The sequence below is a fragment of the Pseudomonas sp. GGS8 genome (assembly GCF_024168645.1).
Classification (GTDB): Bacteria; Pseudomonadota; Gammaproteobacteria; order Pseudomonadales; family Pseudomonadaceae; genus Aquipseudomonas.
In genome coordinates this window covers 1,250,175-1,268,695 of the sequence record NZ_JALJWF010000001.1, presented here as the reverse complement: position 1 = coordinate 1,268,695, position 18,521 = coordinate 1,250,175, and the positions used below count along the sequence as shown (strand labels likewise).

At 59.6% G+C, this 18,521-nt stretch carries 14 protein-coding genes and 2 tRNA genes; 12 read left to right on the top strand and 4 right to left on the bottom strand.

The annotated features are described in order from the left end of the window. The first annotated feature begins 39 nt into the window (after window positions 1-39). Window positions 40-1,332, top strand: coding sequence for an adenylosuccinate synthase (locus tag J3D54_RS05575; protein ID WP_007939587.1), 1,293 nt, complete (start codon window positions 40-42; stop codon window positions 1,330-1,332). Window positions 1,333-1,471: 139 nt separating this feature from the next. After that, window positions 1,472-3,406 carry a methyl-accepting chemotaxis protein gene (locus J3D54_RS05570; protein WP_253417029.1) on the top strand — a complete coding sequence of 645 codons (1,935 nt, stop codon included), beginning with the start codon at window positions 1,472-1,474 and terminating at the stop codon, window positions 3,404-3,406. A gap of 123 nt (window positions 3,407-3,529) precedes the next feature. On the opposite strand, the gene J3D54_RS05565 is transcribed toward J3D54_RS05570, so the two are convergent. The 4 genes from J3D54_RS05565 to J3D54_RS05550 form a co-directional block, all read right to left on the bottom strand. Further along, window positions 3,530-5,095 carry an iron ABC transporter permease gene (locus J3D54_RS05565; RefSeq protein ID WP_253417028.1) on the bottom strand — a complete coding sequence of 522 codons (1,566 nt, stop codon included), beginning with the start codon at window positions 5,093-5,095 and terminating at the stop codon, window positions 3,530-3,532. After that, a complete protein-coding gene (locus J3D54_RS05560) occupies window positions 5,095-6,105 on the bottom strand; it encodes an extracellular solute-binding protein (RefSeq protein WP_253417027.1) in 1,011 nt (336 codons plus the stop codon). The genes J3D54_RS05565 and J3D54_RS05560 overlap by 1 nt, the downstream gene beginning before the upstream one ends. Before the next feature lie 337 nt (window positions 6,106-6,442). Continuing rightward, window positions 6,443-6,529 (bottom strand) — tRNA-Leu (locus J3D54_RS05555). Window positions 6,530-6,694: 165 nt separating this feature from the next. Beyond that, window positions 6,695-6,781 (bottom strand) — tRNA-Leu (locus tag J3D54_RS05550). A gap of 226 nt (window positions 6,782-7,007) precedes the next feature. Between J3D54_RS05550 and rnr the strand changes: the two genes are divergently transcribed. The 10 genes from rnr to J3D54_RS05500 all read left to right on the top strand — a co-directional run bounded on the left by rnr (window position 7,008) and on the right by J3D54_RS05500 (window position 18,392). Continuing rightward, window positions 7,008-9,638 carry a ribonuclease R gene (gene rnr / locus J3D54_RS05545; RefSeq protein WP_253417026.1) on the top strand — a complete coding sequence of 877 codons (2,631 nt, stop codon included), beginning with the start codon at window positions 7,008-7,010 and terminating at the stop codon, window positions 9,636-9,638. Continuing rightward, window positions 9,635-10,402 (top strand): 23S rRNA (guanosine(2251)-2'-O)-methyltransferase RlmB, encoded by a 768-nt coding sequence (gene rlmB / locus J3D54_RS05540; protein ID WP_253417025.1) that lies wholly within the window; start codon window positions 9,635-9,637, stop codon window positions 10,400-10,402. Before rnr ends, rlmB begins: the two co-directional genes overlap by 4 nt. 305 nt (window positions 10,403-10,707) lie before the next feature. Then, entirely contained in the window at window positions 10,708-11,130 is a 423-nt protein-coding gene (rpsF, locus tag J3D54_RS05535) for a 30S ribosomal protein S6 (protein ID WP_095052890.1), read from the top strand. Window positions 11,131-11,158: 28 nt separating this feature from the next. Then, window positions 11,159-11,389: a 30S ribosomal protein S18 gene (gene rpsR, locus J3D54_RS05530; protein ID WP_002551829.1), complete on the top strand. Its 231-nt coding sequence runs from the start codon at window positions 11,159-11,161 to the stop codon at window positions 11,387-11,389. A gap of 36 nt (window positions 11,390-11,425) precedes the next feature. Beyond that, on the top strand, window positions 11,426-12,319 hold the full coding sequence (locus J3D54_RS05525; RefSeq protein WP_253417024.1) for a hypothetical protein: 894 nt from the start codon (window positions 11,426-11,428) through the stop codon (window positions 12,317-12,319). Between the two features lie 19 nt (window positions 12,320-12,338). Then, window positions 12,339-12,785: a 50S ribosomal protein L9 gene (gene rplI, locus J3D54_RS05520; protein WP_007939577.1), complete on the top strand. Its 447-nt coding sequence runs from the start codon at window positions 12,339-12,341 to the stop codon at window positions 12,783-12,785. 136 nt (window positions 12,786-12,921) lie between these two features. Beyond that, complete coding sequence (dnaB, locus tag J3D54_RS05515) at window positions 12,922-14,319, top strand: replicative DNA helicase (protein ID WP_253417023.1); 1,398 nt, start codon at window positions 12,922-12,924, stop codon at window positions 14,317-14,319. A 190-nt stretch (window positions 14,320-14,509) separates the two neighbouring features. Next, entirely contained in the window at window positions 14,510-16,813 is a 2,304-nt protein-coding gene (locus tag J3D54_RS05510) for a YgiQ family radical SAM protein (RefSeq protein ID WP_253417022.1), read from the top strand. A 212-nt stretch (window positions 16,814-17,025) separates the two neighbouring features. Continuing rightward, window positions 17,026-17,946 carry an NAD synthetase gene (locus J3D54_RS05505; RefSeq protein ID WP_253417021.1) on the top strand — a complete coding sequence of 307 codons (921 nt, stop codon included), beginning with the start codon at window positions 17,026-17,028 and terminating at the stop codon, window positions 17,944-17,946. Beyond that, the gene (locus J3D54_RS05500) at window positions 17,943-18,392 is read left to right on the top strand and encodes a hypothetical protein (protein WP_253417020.1); all 450 of its coding nucleotides are present in this window, start codon (window positions 17,943-17,945) and stop codon (window positions 18,390-18,392) included. Before J3D54_RS05505 ends, J3D54_RS05500 begins: the two co-directional genes overlap by 4 nt. Window positions 18,393-18,521 lie beyond the last annotated feature (129 nt).

Sequence of the window (18,521 nt, the reverse complement as noted above, 5' to 3'; positions counted from 1 at the left end):
GCCGCCGGCACCAAGTTTGCGCGAATGAGGACAAGTGTTATGGGTAAGAATGTCGTAGTCCTGGGCACCCAATGGGGTGATGAGGGCAAAGGCAAGATCGTTGATCTGCTGACCGAACATGCTGCCGCCGTAGTGCGCTACCAAGGTGGCCACAACGCTGGTCACACCCTGGTGATCGACGGCGAAAAAACCGTCTTGCACCTGATCCCGTCTGGCGTGCTGCGCGAAGGCGTGCAGTGCCTGATCGGTAACGGCGTGGTGGTTGCACCTGATGCCCTGCTGCGGGAAATCAACAAGCTGGAAGAGAAAGGCGTTCCGGTGCGTGAGCGCCTGCGTATCAGCCCGTCCTGCCCGCTGATCCTGTCCTACCACGTAGCGCTGGACCAGGCCCGTGAAAAGGCCCGTGGCGAGCTGAAGATCGGCACCACCGGTCGCGGCATCGGCCCGGCTTACGAAGACAAGGTTGCCCGCCGCGGTCTGCGCATCGGTGACCTGTTCCACCGTGAGCGTTTCGCCGCCAAGCTGGGCGAGTTGCTGGATTACCACAACTTCGTACTGGTCAATTACTACAAAGAGCCAGCGATCGACTTCCAGAAAACACTCGACGAGTGCATGGAATACGCCGAGCTGCTCAAGCCGATGATGCTCGACGTCACCGCAGAGCTGCACAATCTGCGTCGCGCCGGCAAGGACATCATGTTCGAAGGCGCCCAAGGCTCCCTGCTGGACATCGACCACGGTACCTATCCGTACGTCACCAGCTCCAACACCACCGCTGGCGGCATCGCCACCGGTTCGGGTGTTGGCCCGATGTTCCTGGACTACATCCTCGGCATCACCAAGGCCTACACCACGCGCGTCGGTTCCGGTCCGTTCCCGACTGAGCTGTTCGACGACGTCGGTGCGTTCCTGGCCAAGCGTGGTCACGAGTTCGGTGCCACCACCGGTCGTGCTCGTCGTTGCGGCTGGTTCGATGCCGTGATCCTGCGTCGCGCCATCGATGTGAACAGCATTTCGGGCCTGTGCCTGACCAAGCTGGACGTATTGGACGGCCTGGAAACCATCAACATCTGCGTGGGCTACCAGAACCAGGATGGTGCCGTGATCGACGCACCGACCGACGCCGACAGCTACATCGGCCTGGAGCCGGTGTACGAGCAGATGCCGGGTTGGAGCGAGTCGACCCTGGGTGCCAAGACCCTGGAAGAGCTGCCTCAAGCCGCACGCAACTACATCAAGCGCATCGAAGAGTTGGTCGGCGCGCCGATCGACATTATTTCGACGGGCCCGGACCGCAACGAAACCATCGTTCTGCGTCACCCGTTTGCTTAATAAGTTGTTGATGTAAAACGCAAAGGCCCCTTGATCGGGGCCTTTGTCGTTTATGCCTGTCGCACGGCATGACCTTTGCTGTGATTATCGCCTTCTGGTGTGCCACTAATTTAGTGGCGCCCAAGCGGAGGGATTTCTCGTGTCGGCCGTTCTCTCATTGTTACAAAGCCGTCTCCTGCGGCCTGTGTTCGTTACCCTTGGTATCGCCCTTCTGGTGCAAGTGCTGGTGGCTGTTGCTCTGACCCGGAGCACAGTGACAGCACTGGAAACTGATTTGGGCGTGCGCCTGAGCGCCGATAGCCAAAAGCTCTCCGGTGAGCTTGAGCAAGCCGGGCGTGAAGTCACGTCGAGCCTGGATAACCTGTCCAGCAGTACCCGTCAGCGCCTGACCGCCGGGCTGTCTTCGCGCCTGAAGGGCGAGCAGGCTCAACTGCGTGCGACGCTGGAGAAGGATCTGAAGGAATCGGCCAACGACATGGCGCAACTTCTGGCCTCGGTCGCACCCCGCGCCATGTGGGACAGCGACATTCCCACCCTGTCTGAATTCGCTCGCCGCGCCCAGCGCAATCCCAACGTGCTGTTCGTGGTCTATGACGACGCCACGGGCCAGCACCTGACGCGCTACCTCAACCGGGAGAACCCGATCAACAAGGCGCTTCTGGAGAAAGGCCAGGGCGAGCGGGCGCTGGACAAGGTGCTGGATGCAGCGAAGAGCGATCCGTCGGTCTACTACCTCGAAGCCTCGATCAACCCCAATGGAGTGGAAATCGGCAAGGTCGTGATGGGTGTCTCCACCGCCTCCGTGGAAACCGATCTGGCGGCGCTGGACAAGCGCTTCTCGGCGCTGATCGCCAGCAGCGATCAATTGGTGGGTGACAGCCTCAAAGGCGCAGCCGCCGACAGCGCAACGGCGATGCGCGGGCGTCTGCAGTCGGCGCAGTCCACCGCTTCTGAAATGAAAGCCAACACCACGGGCGCTGTGCAGGAAGCCGCGGGGGCTTTGCGTTGGCGCATCGGCATGGGCCTGGCGGTGGTGGGTTTCGGTGTGCTGCTGTTGCTGGCTGTGGTACTGGGGCGTCGAGTGGTCAATCGCCTGAAAATGCTTATTGTCGCGATGGATGACCTGGCCGCGGGTGAGGGTGACCTGACCAAACGCGTACAGATCAACAGTCAGGATGAGATCGGCGACATGGCCTCGGCGGTCAATCGCTTTGTGGATAAATTGCAGCCGATCGTGCGTGAGGCGGGCGATGTGGCCCAGCGTACCGGCGTGGAAATCGGCGCCATGACCCTGCGCAATGCCGGTGCCGATGCAGCGGCTGGCATGCAGCGCGATGAAGTGGCCGAAAGCTTGCGTGCATTGTCGCAAATGGCTGACGAGGCCCAGTCTGAAAGCCATGCCATGCAGGCCGCTTTGCGGCAGGTGGTGGACATTCGTCAGGCCACGGATGAGAACACCCGGACTTCGGCGAAAGTCGGCAGCTTGATCGAGGCATTGGCCGGACAAGTCGACACCGGCGCGAAAGTCATTGAGCGGCTGGCGCAGCAGAGCGAGCAGATTGAAGTGGTGCTGACGGTAATTCACGGGATCGCCGAACAAACCAACTTGCTGGCACTGAACGCGGCCATCGAGGCTGCGCGTGCCGGCGAGACCGGTCGCGGGTTTGCCGTGGTGGCGGACGAGGTGCGGGCGCTGGCGAGCAAGACGCAGAGCTCCACTGGTGACATTCAGGCGCACATCGTTGCGCTGCAGCAGGGTGCGCGCGAGGCCGTTGCGGCAATCGGGCAGGCTGGGCGTCAGGCCAGTGAGGGTTTGTTGGTGTTGCGCGACAGTGCGCGGCTGCAGCAGTCGGTGCAGGCGTCGGTCGAGCAGGTGCATGCGGCGATCGGTTTGGCGACCCAGGCCGCGGCGCATCAGGCGCAAGGTGCGCAGGCGGTGCGTGGGCGGGTTGAGACCATTCATGCTCAAGCTGAGAAAGCAGCTCAGGCGGTAGTGGAGACCACGGCCAGTGGCAAGGTGCTGGATGGGTTGGCGGCGCAGTTGAAGGCGAGCCTGGGGCAGTTCAGGGCTTAAGTTTTGTATTGTTTGTGCGGACGCCATCGCGGGCAAGCCCGCTCCCACAGGTACTTCTGTGAACTCACAATTTTGTGCGTAACAGAAGACACTGTGGGAGCGGGCTTGCCCGCGATAGCGATCTCAGCGACTCAAATACATCCGAGTCGTTAGTAGATAAACCGGCAACCCCGACACCACAATCAACAACGCCGCATAAGGCGCCGCCGCCGCAAACTCCACATTCGCGGTGTGCGCCCAGACTTCCGTCGCCAATGTATTGAGCCCGGTGGGGCTCAGCAGCAGCGTCGCCGTCAGTTCCTTCATCGCATCCAGAAACACCAGCGCAAACGCTGCGCCCAGGGCGGGAAAGATGATGGGCAACGTCACCCGACAAAACGCGCTGAAGGACGACGCCCCCAGTGTGCGCGCTGCCTCTTCCAGTTGCGGCGCGGCCTTGTTCAGCGCGGTGCGAATCGGTGCCTGCGCCAGTGGCAGAAACAACAGCGCATAGGCAATCAGCAGCAGCGCCGAGGTCTGGTACAGCACTGGCACATAATGCAGGGCGAAATACACCAGGGTCAGTGCAATCACCAATCCTGGCAGTGCATGCAGCAGATACGGCAAGCGCTCGGCCCAGATTGCCAGTCGGCCTTTATGGCGCACCACCAGCAACCCCACCGGTACTGCCAGCACCAGGCACAACGCTGCTCCACCGAGCGACAGCGCCAGCGATGACAGCAATGCTTCGCTGATGGCGGCCACCGGGAACGCTGCCGATGAACCCACCATCAGCCAGTACGCCAGCATTCCCAGTGGGATGCCGCTGCCGATGATCGCCAGCAGCAAGCAGTAAAGCTGCCCGGCTGTCGCCCACGGCCCCAGCCGAACCAGCTCCGCATGCCGCGCAGCGCCCTGGCCGGTGCGTACGTGTCGGCCTTTGCCGCGCACTCGCAACTCAAGCCATAGCAGCACCAGGCACAGCGCTAGCAACACCGCAGAAAGCATCGCCGCGTTGGCGTTGCTGAATTCCAGTTCGAACTGCTGATAGATCGCCGTGGTAAAGGTTTGCAGGCCGATGATCGACAGTGCGCCGAACTCCACCAGCATGTGCAGCGCAATCAGCAGCGAGCCGGCCAGCAGTGACGGCCAGAGCAGGGGCAGGGTGATTTTGAAGAATACACCCCAACGATTCTGCCCCAGGGTCCGGGCAGACTCTTCAAGAGAGGGGTCGAGATTGCGCAGCGTTGCCGCGACCGGCAGAAAGATCAGCGGGTACTTGGACAGGGTCATCACCAGAATCGCCCCACCCAGCCCTTCGAAGTGAGCACTCAGGGACACCCAGGTGAAGCTGCTGACAAATGCCGGCACCGCGAACGGCAGACACAGGATCACACCCCATAACCGCCGTCCCGGCAGATTGCTGCGTTCCAGCAGCCAGGCGAGTGACAAGCCAATTACACCGCAGGCCAATGTGACACCCAGCATCAGCGCCAGAGTATTGCGCAGCAGGCCAAACACGTAGGGCCGCCACAACAGATGCAGTGCCTCGGCCCAGCCGGCTTGCCAGGTTTTGAGACCGACATAGGCCAGCGGCAACAGGCTGAGTACCACCAGCAGCAGAACCGGTAGCAGTAGCCAGATCGATGGCCGCTTGCGCCGTGGCGTGTAGCTCCTGCGCGCGTCGGGGGCGGATAACGAGGCGCTCATCAGTTCAAGCCAACATCACGTTCCAGGTCCAGGGCTTCTTCGGCGTTGCCGAGGTCGGCTGGGGTGACGTTCGGCGCTTGCAGTTCACTGAACGGCTTGAGGCCGCGATCCGATGCCATGCCCTTGTGCAGCGGGTATTCGGCGGTGGTCTGGGTGATCACGCGCTGACCTTCTTCGCTGGCCATGTAAGCGAGCAATTGCTGGGCTTCTTTTGGATGTTTGCTGGATTTCAGTACGGCAGCGCTGGACACGGTGATCAGTCCGCCGACGTCGCCACCGGTGAAGTAATGCAGTTTCGAATCGAGCTGGCCTTTTTCACGCTGCAAGGCAAACCAGTAATAGTTGTTCACTAGCACGGTGGCGACTTCGCCATTTTCCACGGCTTTCAGTGCAACCATGTTGTTGCTGTAGGTTTTGCCGAACGCGCGCAGGCCGGTCAGCCATTCTTCGGCAGCGTCCATCCCGTGGACCTTGATAATCGCCACGGCCTGTTCCTGGAAGGCGCCGCTGGAAGGTACGAAGCCGACCTTGCCTTGCCATTTCGGCTCGGAGAACTCCATCACTGACTTGGGCAGGTCTTTTTCGTCGATCAGTTTGGGGTTGAAGGCGACGACCCGGACCCGCGCGGTGATGCCGATCCAGGTGCCGTTGCCGGCAACGTAGTCCTTGGGCAGGACTTCAAGCGTGGCGGTATCGGCTTTCGCCAGCAGGCCTTGTTCGCCGAGCTTGTTCAGTGGTGGCGATTCTTCGGTGTAGATCACGTCGGCGGGAGAGCGATCGCCTTCTTCGACGATCTGGCTGGCGAGCTGGTTGCTGCTGCCCTTGCGCACATTGACGTGAATCCCGGTCTTGGCTTCGAAGGCTTTGGCGACGGCGTCGCCGACTTCCTTATGTTGACCGTTATAGAGTGTCAGGGAGACCGGGTCGGCGGCTTGGGTGAGGGGCGTGGCGAGTGTCAGGCCGAGCAGGGTGATGGTCAGGCCGCGGCGCAGGGTATTTCGAAGCATCATTCGCAGGGTTCCTCACTGGCGCATTGCAAAAACTTGAAACAATGATAAACGATATTGTTTCTCAAGTGCGCCTGGCAGAGCGGGTGAGGGTTTTGCTAGAGGGAATGGTGCGTGGTTTTGTGGCGAGGGAGCTTGCTCCCGTTCGGCTGCGGAGCAGTCGCAAAACTGGGCAATAGGGTGTGGCTGGAAGAATGGAGAGGGCCGCTTCGCGCCCCGGCGGGAGCAAGCTCCCTTGCTACAGGAGAAGTAATGGCTTGGGGTTTTCGAAAGCCAGAAACGCAAAAACCCGCTTTCGCGGGTTTCTGTGAAATTCAAGAACGTGACCTTGAATTTGAATTGGTGCCCAGAAGAAGACTCGAACTTCCACGACCTTGCGGTCACCAGCACCTGAAGCTGGCGTGTCTACCAATTTCACCATCTGGGCATGATCTTCAGCGTTGCCGCTGTTGATGTGGCGCACTATACGGAGAGCATTTTGATCTGTAAACCCCTGATTTGGTTTTAATATTTCAGAGGCTTAGAATGCAAAAACCCGCTTTCGCGGGTTTTTGTGTGAGCCTTGAAATTGATCTAATCTCAAGCTCGAAATTGGTGCCCAGAAGAAGACTCGAACTTCCACGACCTTGCGGTCACCAGCACCTGAAGCTGGCGTGTCTACCAATTTCACCATCTGGGCAGTATCGGCAGCGCTAGTGCGTCGTCGATGGCGCGCACTATACGGAGCGTCTTTTTAACTGTAAACCCCTGTCATCAAAAAAACTTGGAAAATTTTACCGACGGCATTCAAATCAGCTTTGCGGTGTCGATAAAGGGCTTTAGATGGGCTGTCATAGCCTGAAATTTCCCGTTTCATTACGCCTATGCCAAACTAACCCGCATATAGACAAGGTGAAAACTCTCTAATGGCCGATTGGCAGTCCCTCGATCCCGAGGCCGCTCGTGAAGCGGAAAAATATGAAAACCCTATTCCTAGCCGCGAACTGATCCTTCAGCACCTTGCTGATCGAGGTTCGCCTGCTAACCGCGAGCAACTGGTCGAAGAGTTTGGTCTGACCACAGAGGACCAGATCGAAGCCCTGCGCCGCCGCCTGCGCGCCATGGAGCGCGACGCTCAACTCATCTACACCCGTCGCGGCACTTATGCGCCGGTGGACAAGCTCGACCTGATCCTAGGCCGCATCAGCGGTCACCGTGACGGCTTCGGCTTCCTGGTCCCGGACGACGGCAGTGACGACCTGTTCATGAGCCCGGCGCAAATGCGCCTGGTGTTCGATGGCGACCGTGCCCTGGCACGTGTTTCCGGCCTCGACCGTCGCGGTCGACGTGAAGGCATGATCGTCGAAGTGGTGTCTCGTGCCCACGAGAGCATCGTCGGTCGTTACTTCGAAGAGGGCGGTATTGGTTTCGTCGTTGCGGACAACCCCAAGATCCAGCAAGAAGTGCTGGTGACTCCGGGCCGTAACGCCAACGCGCAGATCGGTCAGTTCGTTGAAGTGAAGATCACTCACTGGCCGACGCCACGCTTCCAGCCGCAAGGCGACGTGGTCGAGGTCGTGGGCAACTACATGGCGCCGGGCATGGAAATCGATGTCGCCCTGCGCACCTACGATATTCCGCACGTCTGGCCTGAAGCGGTCTTGAAAGAAGCCGCCAAGCTCAAGCCTGAAGTCGAAGAGAAAGACAAAGAGAAGCGCATCGACCTGCGTCATCTGCCGTTCGTGACCATCGACGGCGAAGATGCGCGCGACTTCGATGACGCGGTCTATTGCGAAGCCAAGCCGGGCAAGCTGCGCCTGTTCTCCGGCGGCTGGAAGTTGTACGTGGCGATCGCCGACGTTTCCAGCTACGTGAAAATCGGTTCGGCGCTGGATAACGAATCCCAGGTTCGTGGCAACTCGGTGTACTTCCCCGAGCGTGTGGTGCCGATGCTGCCTGAGCAGTTGTCCAACGGCCTGTGCTCGCTGAACCCGCACGTTGATCGGCTGGCCATGGTTTGCGAGATGACCATCTCCAAGTCCGGCGAGATGACCGACTACTGCTTCTATGAAGCGGTGATTCACTCCCATGCCCGCCTGACCTACAACAAGGTCAGTGCCATGCTGGAAACGCCGAAAGCCACCGAAGCGCGTCAGCTTCGTGGTGAATACACCGACGTGCTGCCGCACCTCAAACAGCTGTATGCGCTGTACAAGGTTCTGTTGGCGGCCCGTCATGTGCGTGGCGCGATCGATTTCGAAACTCAGGAAACCCGAATCATCTTCGGTTCCGAGCGCAAGATTGCTGAAATCCGTCCGACCGTTCGCAACGATGCTCACAAGTTGATTGAGGAATGCATGCTGGCGGCCAACGTGGCCACCGCCGAATTCCTGAAAAAGCACGAAATCCCTGCGCTGTATCGCGTTCACGATGGTCCGCCACCAGAGCGTCTGGAAAAACTGCGCGCCTTCCTCGGTGAGCTCGGCCTGTCCCTGCACAAAGGCAAGGACGGCCCGTCGCCGAAGGATTACCAGGCTTTGCTCGCGGGTATCAAGGATCGTCCGGATTTCCACCTGATCCAGACCGTTATGCTGCGCTCGTTGAGCCAGGCGGTGTACAGCGCCGATAATCAGGGCCACTTCGGCCTGAATTACGAAGCCTATACCCACTTCACTTCGCCGATTCGCCGCTACCCGGACTTGCTCACGCACCGGGCAATTCGCAGCGTCATCCATTCGAAAATGGACACCCCGCACGTTCGCCGTGCTGGTGCGATGACCATTCCGAAAGCACGGATCTATCCGTACGACGAAGCGACCCTGGAACAGCTTGGCGAACAGTGCTCGATGAGCGAGCGCCGTGCCGACGAAGCGACCCGCGACGTAGTGAACTGGCTCAAGTGCGAGTTTATGAAAGACCGCGTGGGCGAATCGTTCCCGGGTGTGATCACCGCCGTGACCGGTTTCGGCCTGTTCGTCGAACTGACCGATATTTACGTCGAAGGCCTGGTGCACGTCACCGCGCTGCCGGGCGACTACTACCACTTCGATCCTGTGCACCACCGCCTCGCCGGTGAGCGTACCGGTCGCAGCTTCCGTCTGGGCGATACCGTTGAAGTGCGCGTGATGCGCGTCGACCTCGACGAGCGCAAGATCGACTTCGAGATGGCCGAAAAAACCATCAGCGCGCCGATCGGTCGCAAGAAACGCGGCACTGAAACCGCTGCGCCTGCTGCCAAAACAGCAGTCGAGCCCGCGCCAGTCAAAGCCGGGCGTCGTCCTGCCAAGGAAAAGGCCATCGAGGCCTATCGCCCGAGCGATGCTGCTGTAAAAAATGCCGAGTTGCGCAAAAGTCGTGAAATGAAACAGGCGTTGCTGTCTGAAGCGAAAAGCGGCGGTAAAGCGGCGTCTGGGGGAAAGGGCGGGCGGTCGGCGCCTGACAAGGCCTCCGGCGGCAAGCCAGCCAAACCGAGCAAACACCGTAAAGGCCCGCCCAAAGCGGGTTCCGCTCCAGCCGCCAGAAGCGGCGGGGCGCGTAAACCTAAGGCCAAGTCATGAGTCAGTTGGAAAAGATCTACGGCGTGCACGCGGTAGAAGCGTTGCTGCGTCATCACCCAAAACGCGTCAAGCAGATCTGGCTGGCTGAGGGTCGCAGTGATCCGCGGGTTCAGACGCTGATCGAGCTCGCTGCCGAAAATCGCGTGGCCGTCGGTCAGGCTGAGCGCCGTGAGCTGGATGCCTGGGTTGAAGGCGTGCACCAGGGCGTGGTGGCGGACGTGAGCCCGAGCCAGGTCTGGGGCGAGGCGATGCTCGACGAACTGCTCGATCGCACCGAAGGCGCACCGCTGTTGCTGGTGCTCGACGGCGTGACCGATCCGCACAATCTCGGCGCTTGCCTGCGTTCGGCCGATGCGGCCGGCGCGCTGGCGGTGATCGTGCCGAAGGACAAATCAGCCACCCTGACGCCGACGGTTCGAAAAGTTGCCTGTGGTGCGGCGGAAGTGATTCCGTTGGTCGCCGTGACCAATCTGGCGCGCACCCTGGAAAAACTCAAACAGCGTGGCTTGTGGGTCGTCGGTACGGCGGGCGAGGCTGAGCAGGATCTGTATCAGCAGGACCTGACGGGTCCGACCATCCTGATCATGGGGGCCGAAGGTAGCGGCATGCGCCGCCTGACTCGTGACCTTTGCGATTATCTGGTACGCCTGCCGATGGCCGGCAGCGTCAGCAGTCTCAACGTGTCCGTCGCCACTGGCGTCTGCCTGTTCGAAGCGCTGCGCCAGCGCGGCGTCAAAGCCGCCGGGGCCGCCAAAAAGTCCTGATCCGGTTGTAATCCCTGTGGGAGCGAGCCTGCTCGCGATAGCGGAGTGTCATTCAGCATCAATGTTGAATGTTACGCCCCCATCGCGAGCAGGCTCGCTCCCACAGTGTTTTGTATTTGGACGAAGATTGGTGATTGTTCAAATAATCACCAATTGCCTTGCGCCTCCCTCGACCCTTCTCTACAATTGCGCCCCTTGCTGTGACGGCAGGCACGCATGTGTCTATCGCTGGCAAGTCCATTAGTGTCATTCACTCCTTGTCTGACCGCTTTTGAGCGGCAGGCTACAACCCGTAAGGAGCATTCATGCGTCATTACGAAATCATCTTTTTGGTCCACCCGGATCAAAGCGAGCAAGTCGGCGGCATGGTTGAGCGTTACACCAAGCTGATCGAAGAAGACGGCGGCAAAATCCACCGTCTGGAAGATTGGGGCCGTCGTCAACTGGCCTACGCAATCAACAATGTTCACAAGGCTCACTACGTGATGCTGAACGTTGAGTGCACTGGCAAGGCCCTGGCCGAGCTGGAAGACAACTTCCGCTACAACGATGCAGTGATCCGTAACCTGGTCATCCGTCGCGAAGAAGCCGTTACCGGCCAATCCGAGATGCTCAAGGCTGAAGAAAACCGCAGTGAGCGCCGTGAGCGTCGCGACCGTCCTGAGCACTCCGACGCCGATAGCGTTGATGGTGATGACAGCGACGCCAGCGATAACGCTGACGAGTAATCCACGGACCTTTTGAGGAGCCTATTACATGGCACGTTTCTTCCGTCGTCGTAAATTCTGCCGCTTCACCGCTGAAGACGTGAAAGAGATCGATTACAAAGATCTCAACACTCTGAAAGCTTACGTATCCGAGACCGGCAAAATCGTTCCAAGCCGTATCACCGGTACCAAAGCACGTTATCAGCGTCAGCTGGCCACCGCTATCAAGCGCGCCCGCTTCCTGGCCCTGCTGGCCTACACCGACAGCCACGGCCGCTGAGACCGGGCAGTCGACACGTAGCAAAGGATTGAATGCATGCGCGCCTTAGCTGAGTTCATCATGCGCGGCCGTATGCAGGCCACTCTGGTAGTGGCCGGATGCGCAACATTGCCGTTGTTGTATTGGTTGGGTGCTGCCGCCGGATGCCTTGTGCTCCTGCGGCGCGGATTGAAGGACGCCGTTGGCGTACTTGCTCTGGGGCTGCTGCCGGCGTTGATCTGGTGGCTTTACTCCGACGACCCTCGGGCACTTCTGGTGCTGCTGGGGTCTTCGAGCCTTGCGTTGGTTTTGCGCGCAAGCGAGTCCTGGAGCCGCGTGCTGCTGGTCAGCATAGCGATGGGATTGGTGTTTTCAGTGGTGCTGGGGGCGGCTTTTGCGCCCCAGATCGAGATGCTGGCGCAGGCTTTGATAAAAGTTATGCCGTCGCTACTCGGTGAGGTCTACCAGCAATTGTCGGTAGACGAGCAAGCGCGCTTTGCGTCCCTGATTGCACCGGTCCTGACCGGCCTGATTGCGGCCTTGTTGCAAATCGTCAGTGTGCTGAGCCTGATTGTCGGGCGCTACTGGCAGGCGTTGTTGTACAACCCGGGTGGTTTTGGTCGCGAGTTTCGCGCCATCCGAATCCCGCTGGGGCCGGCGATGTTGCTGCTGGCGTTAATGCTTCTGGGGCCAAATCTTGGCCCGCAGATGGCCATGTTGACGCCGTTGTGCAGTGTACCGCTGGTGTTCGCCGGGCTGGCCCTGATTCACGGGCTGGTGGCGCAAAAGCGACTGGCCAAGTTCTGGCTGGTGGGGTTGTACGTCACGCTGTTGCTGTTCATGCAGCTGATCTATCCGTTGCTGGTGGTCTTGGCCATCGTCGACAGCCTGATTGATTTTCGCGGTCGTTCGGCACCGAAAGATGCCGATAGCGCGAACGGTGAAGGTTAAAAGTTAAGAGGATTTTCACATGCAACTGATCCTTCTGGAAAAAGTCACCAACCTGGGCAACCTGGGTGACAAAGTGAACGTTAAGGCTGGTTACGGTCGTAACTACCTGCTGCCTTACGGCAAAGCTACCGCTGCGACCCCAGCCAACCTGGCTGCGTTCGAAGAGCGTCGCGCTGAGCTGGAAAAAGCCGCAGCAGACCGTAAAGCATCGGCTGAAAGCCGTGCTGCCCAACTGGCTGAGCTGGAAGTGACTATCACTGCCACCGCTGGTGACGAAGGCAAGCTGTTCGGTTCGATCGGCACCCACGACATCGCTGATGCACTGACCGCCTCTGGCGTTGAAGTTGCAAAAAGCGAAGTTCGTCTGCCGAACGGCACCATCCGCAACGTAGGCGAATTCGACGTAGCCGTGCACCTGCACGCCGAAGTTGAAGCCACCGTACGCGTTGTCGTGGTAGCAGCTTAAGCAGCACTTGTCGGCTGGCACCCTTGGGTGCTTGCCGGTAACATCGGGCACGATCCTGTTTACAGGTCGTGCCCTTTGTCTTTCTGCGGTTCCTGATTTTCACAACCCCTGCTTTTCCTAAACAAACCAAGTGGCCATGAACGATATCTCCGCTCCCGAGCAATACGATCTGCAAACCGCTGCCCTGAAGGTGCCGCCGCATTCCATCGAGGCCGAACAGGCTGTGCTCGGTGGTCTGATGCTGGACAATAACGCCTGGGAGCGCGTGCTCGATCAAGTCTCCGACGGTGATTTCTATCGGCATGACCACCGCCTGATCTTCCGGGCCATCGCCAAGCTGGCGGACCAGAACCAGCCAATCGACGTCGTGACCCTGGCCGAGCAATTGGACAAGGAAGGTCAGACGTCCCAGGTCGGCGGTCTCGGTTACCTTGGCGAACTGGCAAAAAACACGCCGTCCGTCGCCAACATCAAGGCCTATGCCCAGATTGTTCGCGAGCGGGCCACCCTGCGCCAGTTGATCGGCATCAGTACCGAAATCGCTGACAGCGCTTTCAACCCTGAAGGCCGCACCGCCGCCGAGATTCTCGACGAGGCCGAACGGCAGATCTTCCAGATTGCCGAGGCTCGTCCAAAAACCGGCGGCCCGGTCAGCGTCAACGACCTGCTGACCAAGGCCATCGACCGCATCGACACCTTGTTCAACACCGACAACGCCATTACCGGCCTGTCTACCGGCTATACCGACCTCGACGAGAAGACCAGCGGTCTGCAACCGTCCGACCTGATCATCGTCGCCGGCCGTCCATCGATGGGTAAAACCACCTTTGCGATGAACCTGGTGGAAAACGCCGTGCTGCGCAGCGAGAAGGCTGTCCTGGTTTACTCCCTCGAGATGCCAGGTGAATCGCTGATCATGCGTATGCTGTCGTCCCTCGGTCGTATCGACCAGACCAAGGTCCGGGCCGGTCGCCTGGAAGACGACGACTGGCCGCGCCTGACGTCGGCGGTCAACCTGCTCAACGATCGCAAGTTGTTCATCGACGACACGGCGGGTATCAGCCCCTCGGAAATGCGCGCCCGGACCCGTCGTCTGGTGCGTGAGCACGGTGAGATTGGTCTGATCATGATCGACTACCTGCAACTGATGCAGATCCCGGGTTCCAGCGGTGATAACCGGACGAACGAGATTTCCGAGATCTCCCGGTCCCTGAAAGCGCTGGCCAAGGAATTCAACTGCCCGGTAGTGGCACTGTCCCAGCTCAACCGTTCCCTGGAACAGCGCCCGAACAAGCGCCCGGTGAACTCCGACTTGCGGGAGTCGGGTGCGATCGAGCAGGACGCCGACGTGATCATGTTCGTTTACCGCGACGAGGTGTATCACCCGGAAACCGAACACAAAGGCATTGCCGAAATCATTATCGGCAAGCAGCGGAACGGCCCGATCGGCTTTATCCGCCTGGCCTTCATCGGCAAATACACCCGATTTGAAAACCTGGCGCCGGGTAGCTACAACTTCGACGACGATGAGTAATATCTACATCGCCTGATCGGGCCTCATCGCGGGCAAGCCCGCTCCCACAGGGATTACACCGAACTTGTGGGGGCGGGCTTGCCCGCGATGGGGTCGCCGCAATTTCCGACCATAGCCGTCGGAATTGGTCAAAATTTGTGCTATATTCCGCGCCCGCGAAATTCAATGAAAGCCAACACCGGTTATCGACATGCAAGCAGCCAAGCCGTTATTTGACTATCCCAAGTACTGGGCCGAATGTTTCGGGCCAGCGCCATTCCTGCCGATGAGCAGGGAGGAGATGGATCAGCTCGGCTGGGATTCCTGCGACATCATCATCGTCACCGGTGATGCCTACGTCGACCATCCGTCGTTCGGCATGGCGATCATCGGCCGGCTGCTTGAGGCCCAGGGCTTCCGCGTCGGGATCATCGCGCAGCCTAACTGGCAGTCCAAAGACGACTTCATGAAGCTTGGCGAGCCGAATCTATTCTTCGGTGTCGCGGCCGGCAACATGGACTCGATGATCAACCGCTACACCGCCGACAAGAAAATCCGTTCCGACGACGCCTACACCCCTGGTGGCCTGGCGGGCAAACGTCCGGACCGCGCGAGCCTGGTTTACAGCCAGCGCTGCAAGGAAGCCTACAAGCACGTGCCGATCGTGCTCGGCGGCATTGAAGCGTCTCTGCGCCGCATCGCCCACTACGATTACTGGCAGGACCGGGTGCGCAACTCGATCCTGATCGACGCCTGCGCCGACATCCTGCTCTACGGCAACGCCGAGCGTGCGATCGTCGAAGTCGCCCAGCGCCTGTCCTATGGTCACAAGATCGAAGACATCACCGATGTACGCGGCACCGCGTTCATTCGCCGTGATACGCCGCAAGGCTGGTACGAAGTCGATTCCACGCGCATCGACCGTCCGGGCAAGATCGACAAGATCATCAACCCGTACGTGAACACCCAAGACACCCAGGCTTGCGCCATCGAGCAGGAAAAGGGGCCGGTTGAAGACCCAAGCGAAGCCAAGGTCGTGCAGATCCTGGCCAGCCCGAAAATGACCCGCGACAAGACCGTGATTCGTCTGCCGTCGGTTGAGAAAGTCCGCGGCGACGCGGTGCTTTACGCCCACGCCAACCGCGTGCTGCACCTGGAAACCAACCCGGGTAATGCCCGCGCACTGGTGCAAAAGCATGGCGAGGTGGATGTCTGGTTCAACCCGCCGCCGATTCCGATGACCACCGAAGAAATGGACTACGTGTTCGGCATGCCCTATGCGCGCGTTCCGCACCCGGCGTACGGCAAGGAAAAGATCCCGGCCTACGAGATGATCCGTTTCTCGGTCAACATCATGCGTGGCTGCTTCGGCGGCTGCACCTTCTGCTCGATCACCGAGCACGAAGGCCGGATCATCCAGAACCGTTCCGAAGAGTCGATCATTCGCGAAATCGAAGAGATCCGCGACAAGGTCCCGGGCTTTACCGGCGTCATTTCCGACCTCGGCGGCCCGACCGCGAACATGTACCGCATCGCCTGCAAGACCCCAGAAATCGAATCCGCGTGCCGCAAGCCTTCATGCGTGTTCCCAGGCATTTGCCCGAACCTCAACACCGATCACTCGTCGCTGATCCAGCTCTATCGCAGCGCCCGAGCCTTGCCGGGTGTGAAGAAGATCCTGATCGCCTCCGGCCTGCGCTACGACCTCGCGGTTGAGTCGCCGGAATACGTCAAGGAACTGGTGACCCACCACGTCGGTGGTTACCTGAAGATTGCCCCGGAACACACCGAGGAAGGTCCGCTCAACCAGATGATGAAACCGGGCATCGGCAGCTATGACAAGTTCAAGCGCATGTTCGAGAAGTACACCAAGGAAGCCGGGAAAGAGCAGTACCTGATTCCGTACTTCATCGCCGCTCACCCGGGCACCACCGACGAAGACATGATGAACCTGGCCCTGTGGCTCAAGGGCAACGGTTTCCGTGCTGACCAGGTGCAGGCGTTCTACCCATCGCCGATGGCCACCGCCACCGCGATGTACCACTCGGGCAAGAACCCGCTGCGCAAGGTCACTTACAAGAGCGACGGCGTGACCATCGTCAAGAGCGAAGAGCAGCGTCGCCTGCACAAAGCGTTCTTGCGTTACCACGACCCGAAAGGCTGGCCGATGCTGCGTGAAGCGCTGACCCGCATGGGCCGCGCCGACCTGATCGGGCCGGGCAAGAACCAGTTGATCCCGCTGCATCAGCCGGCGACCGACAGCTACCAGAGCGCCCGTCGCAAGAACTCGACACCGGCCGGCAGCCACAAGGTTGCAGGGGAAAAGACCACCAAGATCCTGACCCAGCATACGGGCCTGCCACCACGTGCCAGCGATGGCGGCAATCCGTGGGACAAGCGGGAGCAGGCCAAGGCAGCGGCGTTCGCCCGCAACCAGCAGGCGGCCAAAGAGCGCAAGGATGCGGCTAAAGGCAAGGGGCCGAAGCCTGCGCGCAAGCCGGTTGTGCCGCGTTAATCTGCGCGCCATATCGCAAAACGCCAGCCTAAGTGCTGGCGTTTTGTTTTCTAGCGAGTGTGCGGCCTGTTTGCTAAGGTGACGCGCACTTCAATGGCTGCGCGGACAACCGATTTACCTGTATAACGCCCAATCCTGTGGGAGCCGGGCTCGCCCGCGATGACGGCGGCACAGGCATAAAGATTCACCCCCGATTCTCAAGGACGATTCACATGAGCAACCCCTTACCGGGCATCGGCATGGACTACAGCCCCTCCCAGTTCATGGCCCGCCAACGCATCGAAAGCCAGATCAACCTGCCACGCCTGTTCGCCGCCATCGATGCCGACCCCGGAATCGTCGGCGCGGGCGTGGTGTACATTGACGCTGAATTCAACGTAGTGACCCTGCGCGAGTTCAAGCCGATTTGCAGCATCACGCCCAAGCGGATCATTTTGCGCGAGGCGCAGAAGTACATTGCGCCTGCGCAGTTTGTCCAACAGGTTCAGGACAATCCCAGAGAGTCGCGACTGGTCGGAGAGGCAATCAATACCACGTTGTCCTGCGCGGGTGCAGTGATCGGCTGGATCGTAGTGCTCAGCGGCTCCGTGGCTATTCCGTTTTCGGCAGGGGCAAGTACGGTGGTCGCTGCGCTCGGTTATACCGCTGCGGCTGCCAGCTCAGTGCAGTGTTTTGCCAGCGGCTATCGGACCCGCAATGAGATCGTCAACCCTGCCCGTAACGATGAGCTCGACAGCGAAGAGTGGTACCAGTACACCATGATTGCGCTGGATGCTGCGTCCTTGGTCGGGGTAGGCGCATCCACGCTGACAACACTCAAACTGGTCAGGCTGAATAAGGCCACGACCGGGAAAAGTGTCAGGGAAGTGCTCAGGGGGCTGAATCGACAGGAACGTGCCAAACTGACCAAAGAACTATTGAGCATCAACGACCCGCGCTTGACGTCGAAGATGATCAAGTTGAAGCAGTTGTCGGGTGAATTGCCCAAGCGTTTCACACCCACCGAGGTCAAGCATGCAACGGTCACTCAGATAAAAGACGCCTTGGGCGCCGCTATCGGTTTTACCGGCAGTGCAATTTCGGGGAATGTCCGCACCATTGCCGTAGGCCTGTACGAGGAGGCTGAGCAATGAATGAGCTGCCCAGCACTCGCTATTTTCTATCGAAGTATTTCCCGGTCTTCATGGGGGCAATATTCGCGTCAATTTTTACCCTGGTCTTTGCGGTGCCTTTGTTTTTCGAAAGCTATTTTCGAAACCTTCCGTTGGCTGACAACGCCAAGTACTCTTTTTTCGGGGGGATCGCGCTGACCCTCATCGTCGTGCACTGCCATTTCATGGTCGCGCGCGGTCGCCCGCAATGGGTGCGGCCTCTGGTCGTACTCCTGGCCCTTTGTTTTCTTGGGGTATTGCCCACCATTGCATATGAGGTAAATCCCCTGATTTATGCTGTGACGTTGCTGTTCCCACTGCTGGCGCTATTGCTGCTCAACAGCAAACGTCACCGCGAGATGCGCCAGAAGCTGCTTGAAGTACGTCACTTGCGCCAAGCTGTTATTGCAAAGCACAAAGCCCGTTAGTTGGGTAGATTCAGCACCCGCCTCTCACACGTGCGCCACAAATATGTGCAGCCCTCGCACTATAACCGCAGCCACGGCGCCGTTTTGGTGCTGTACTGCACCGGGGTCTGTTGATAAAGCGCAATGACC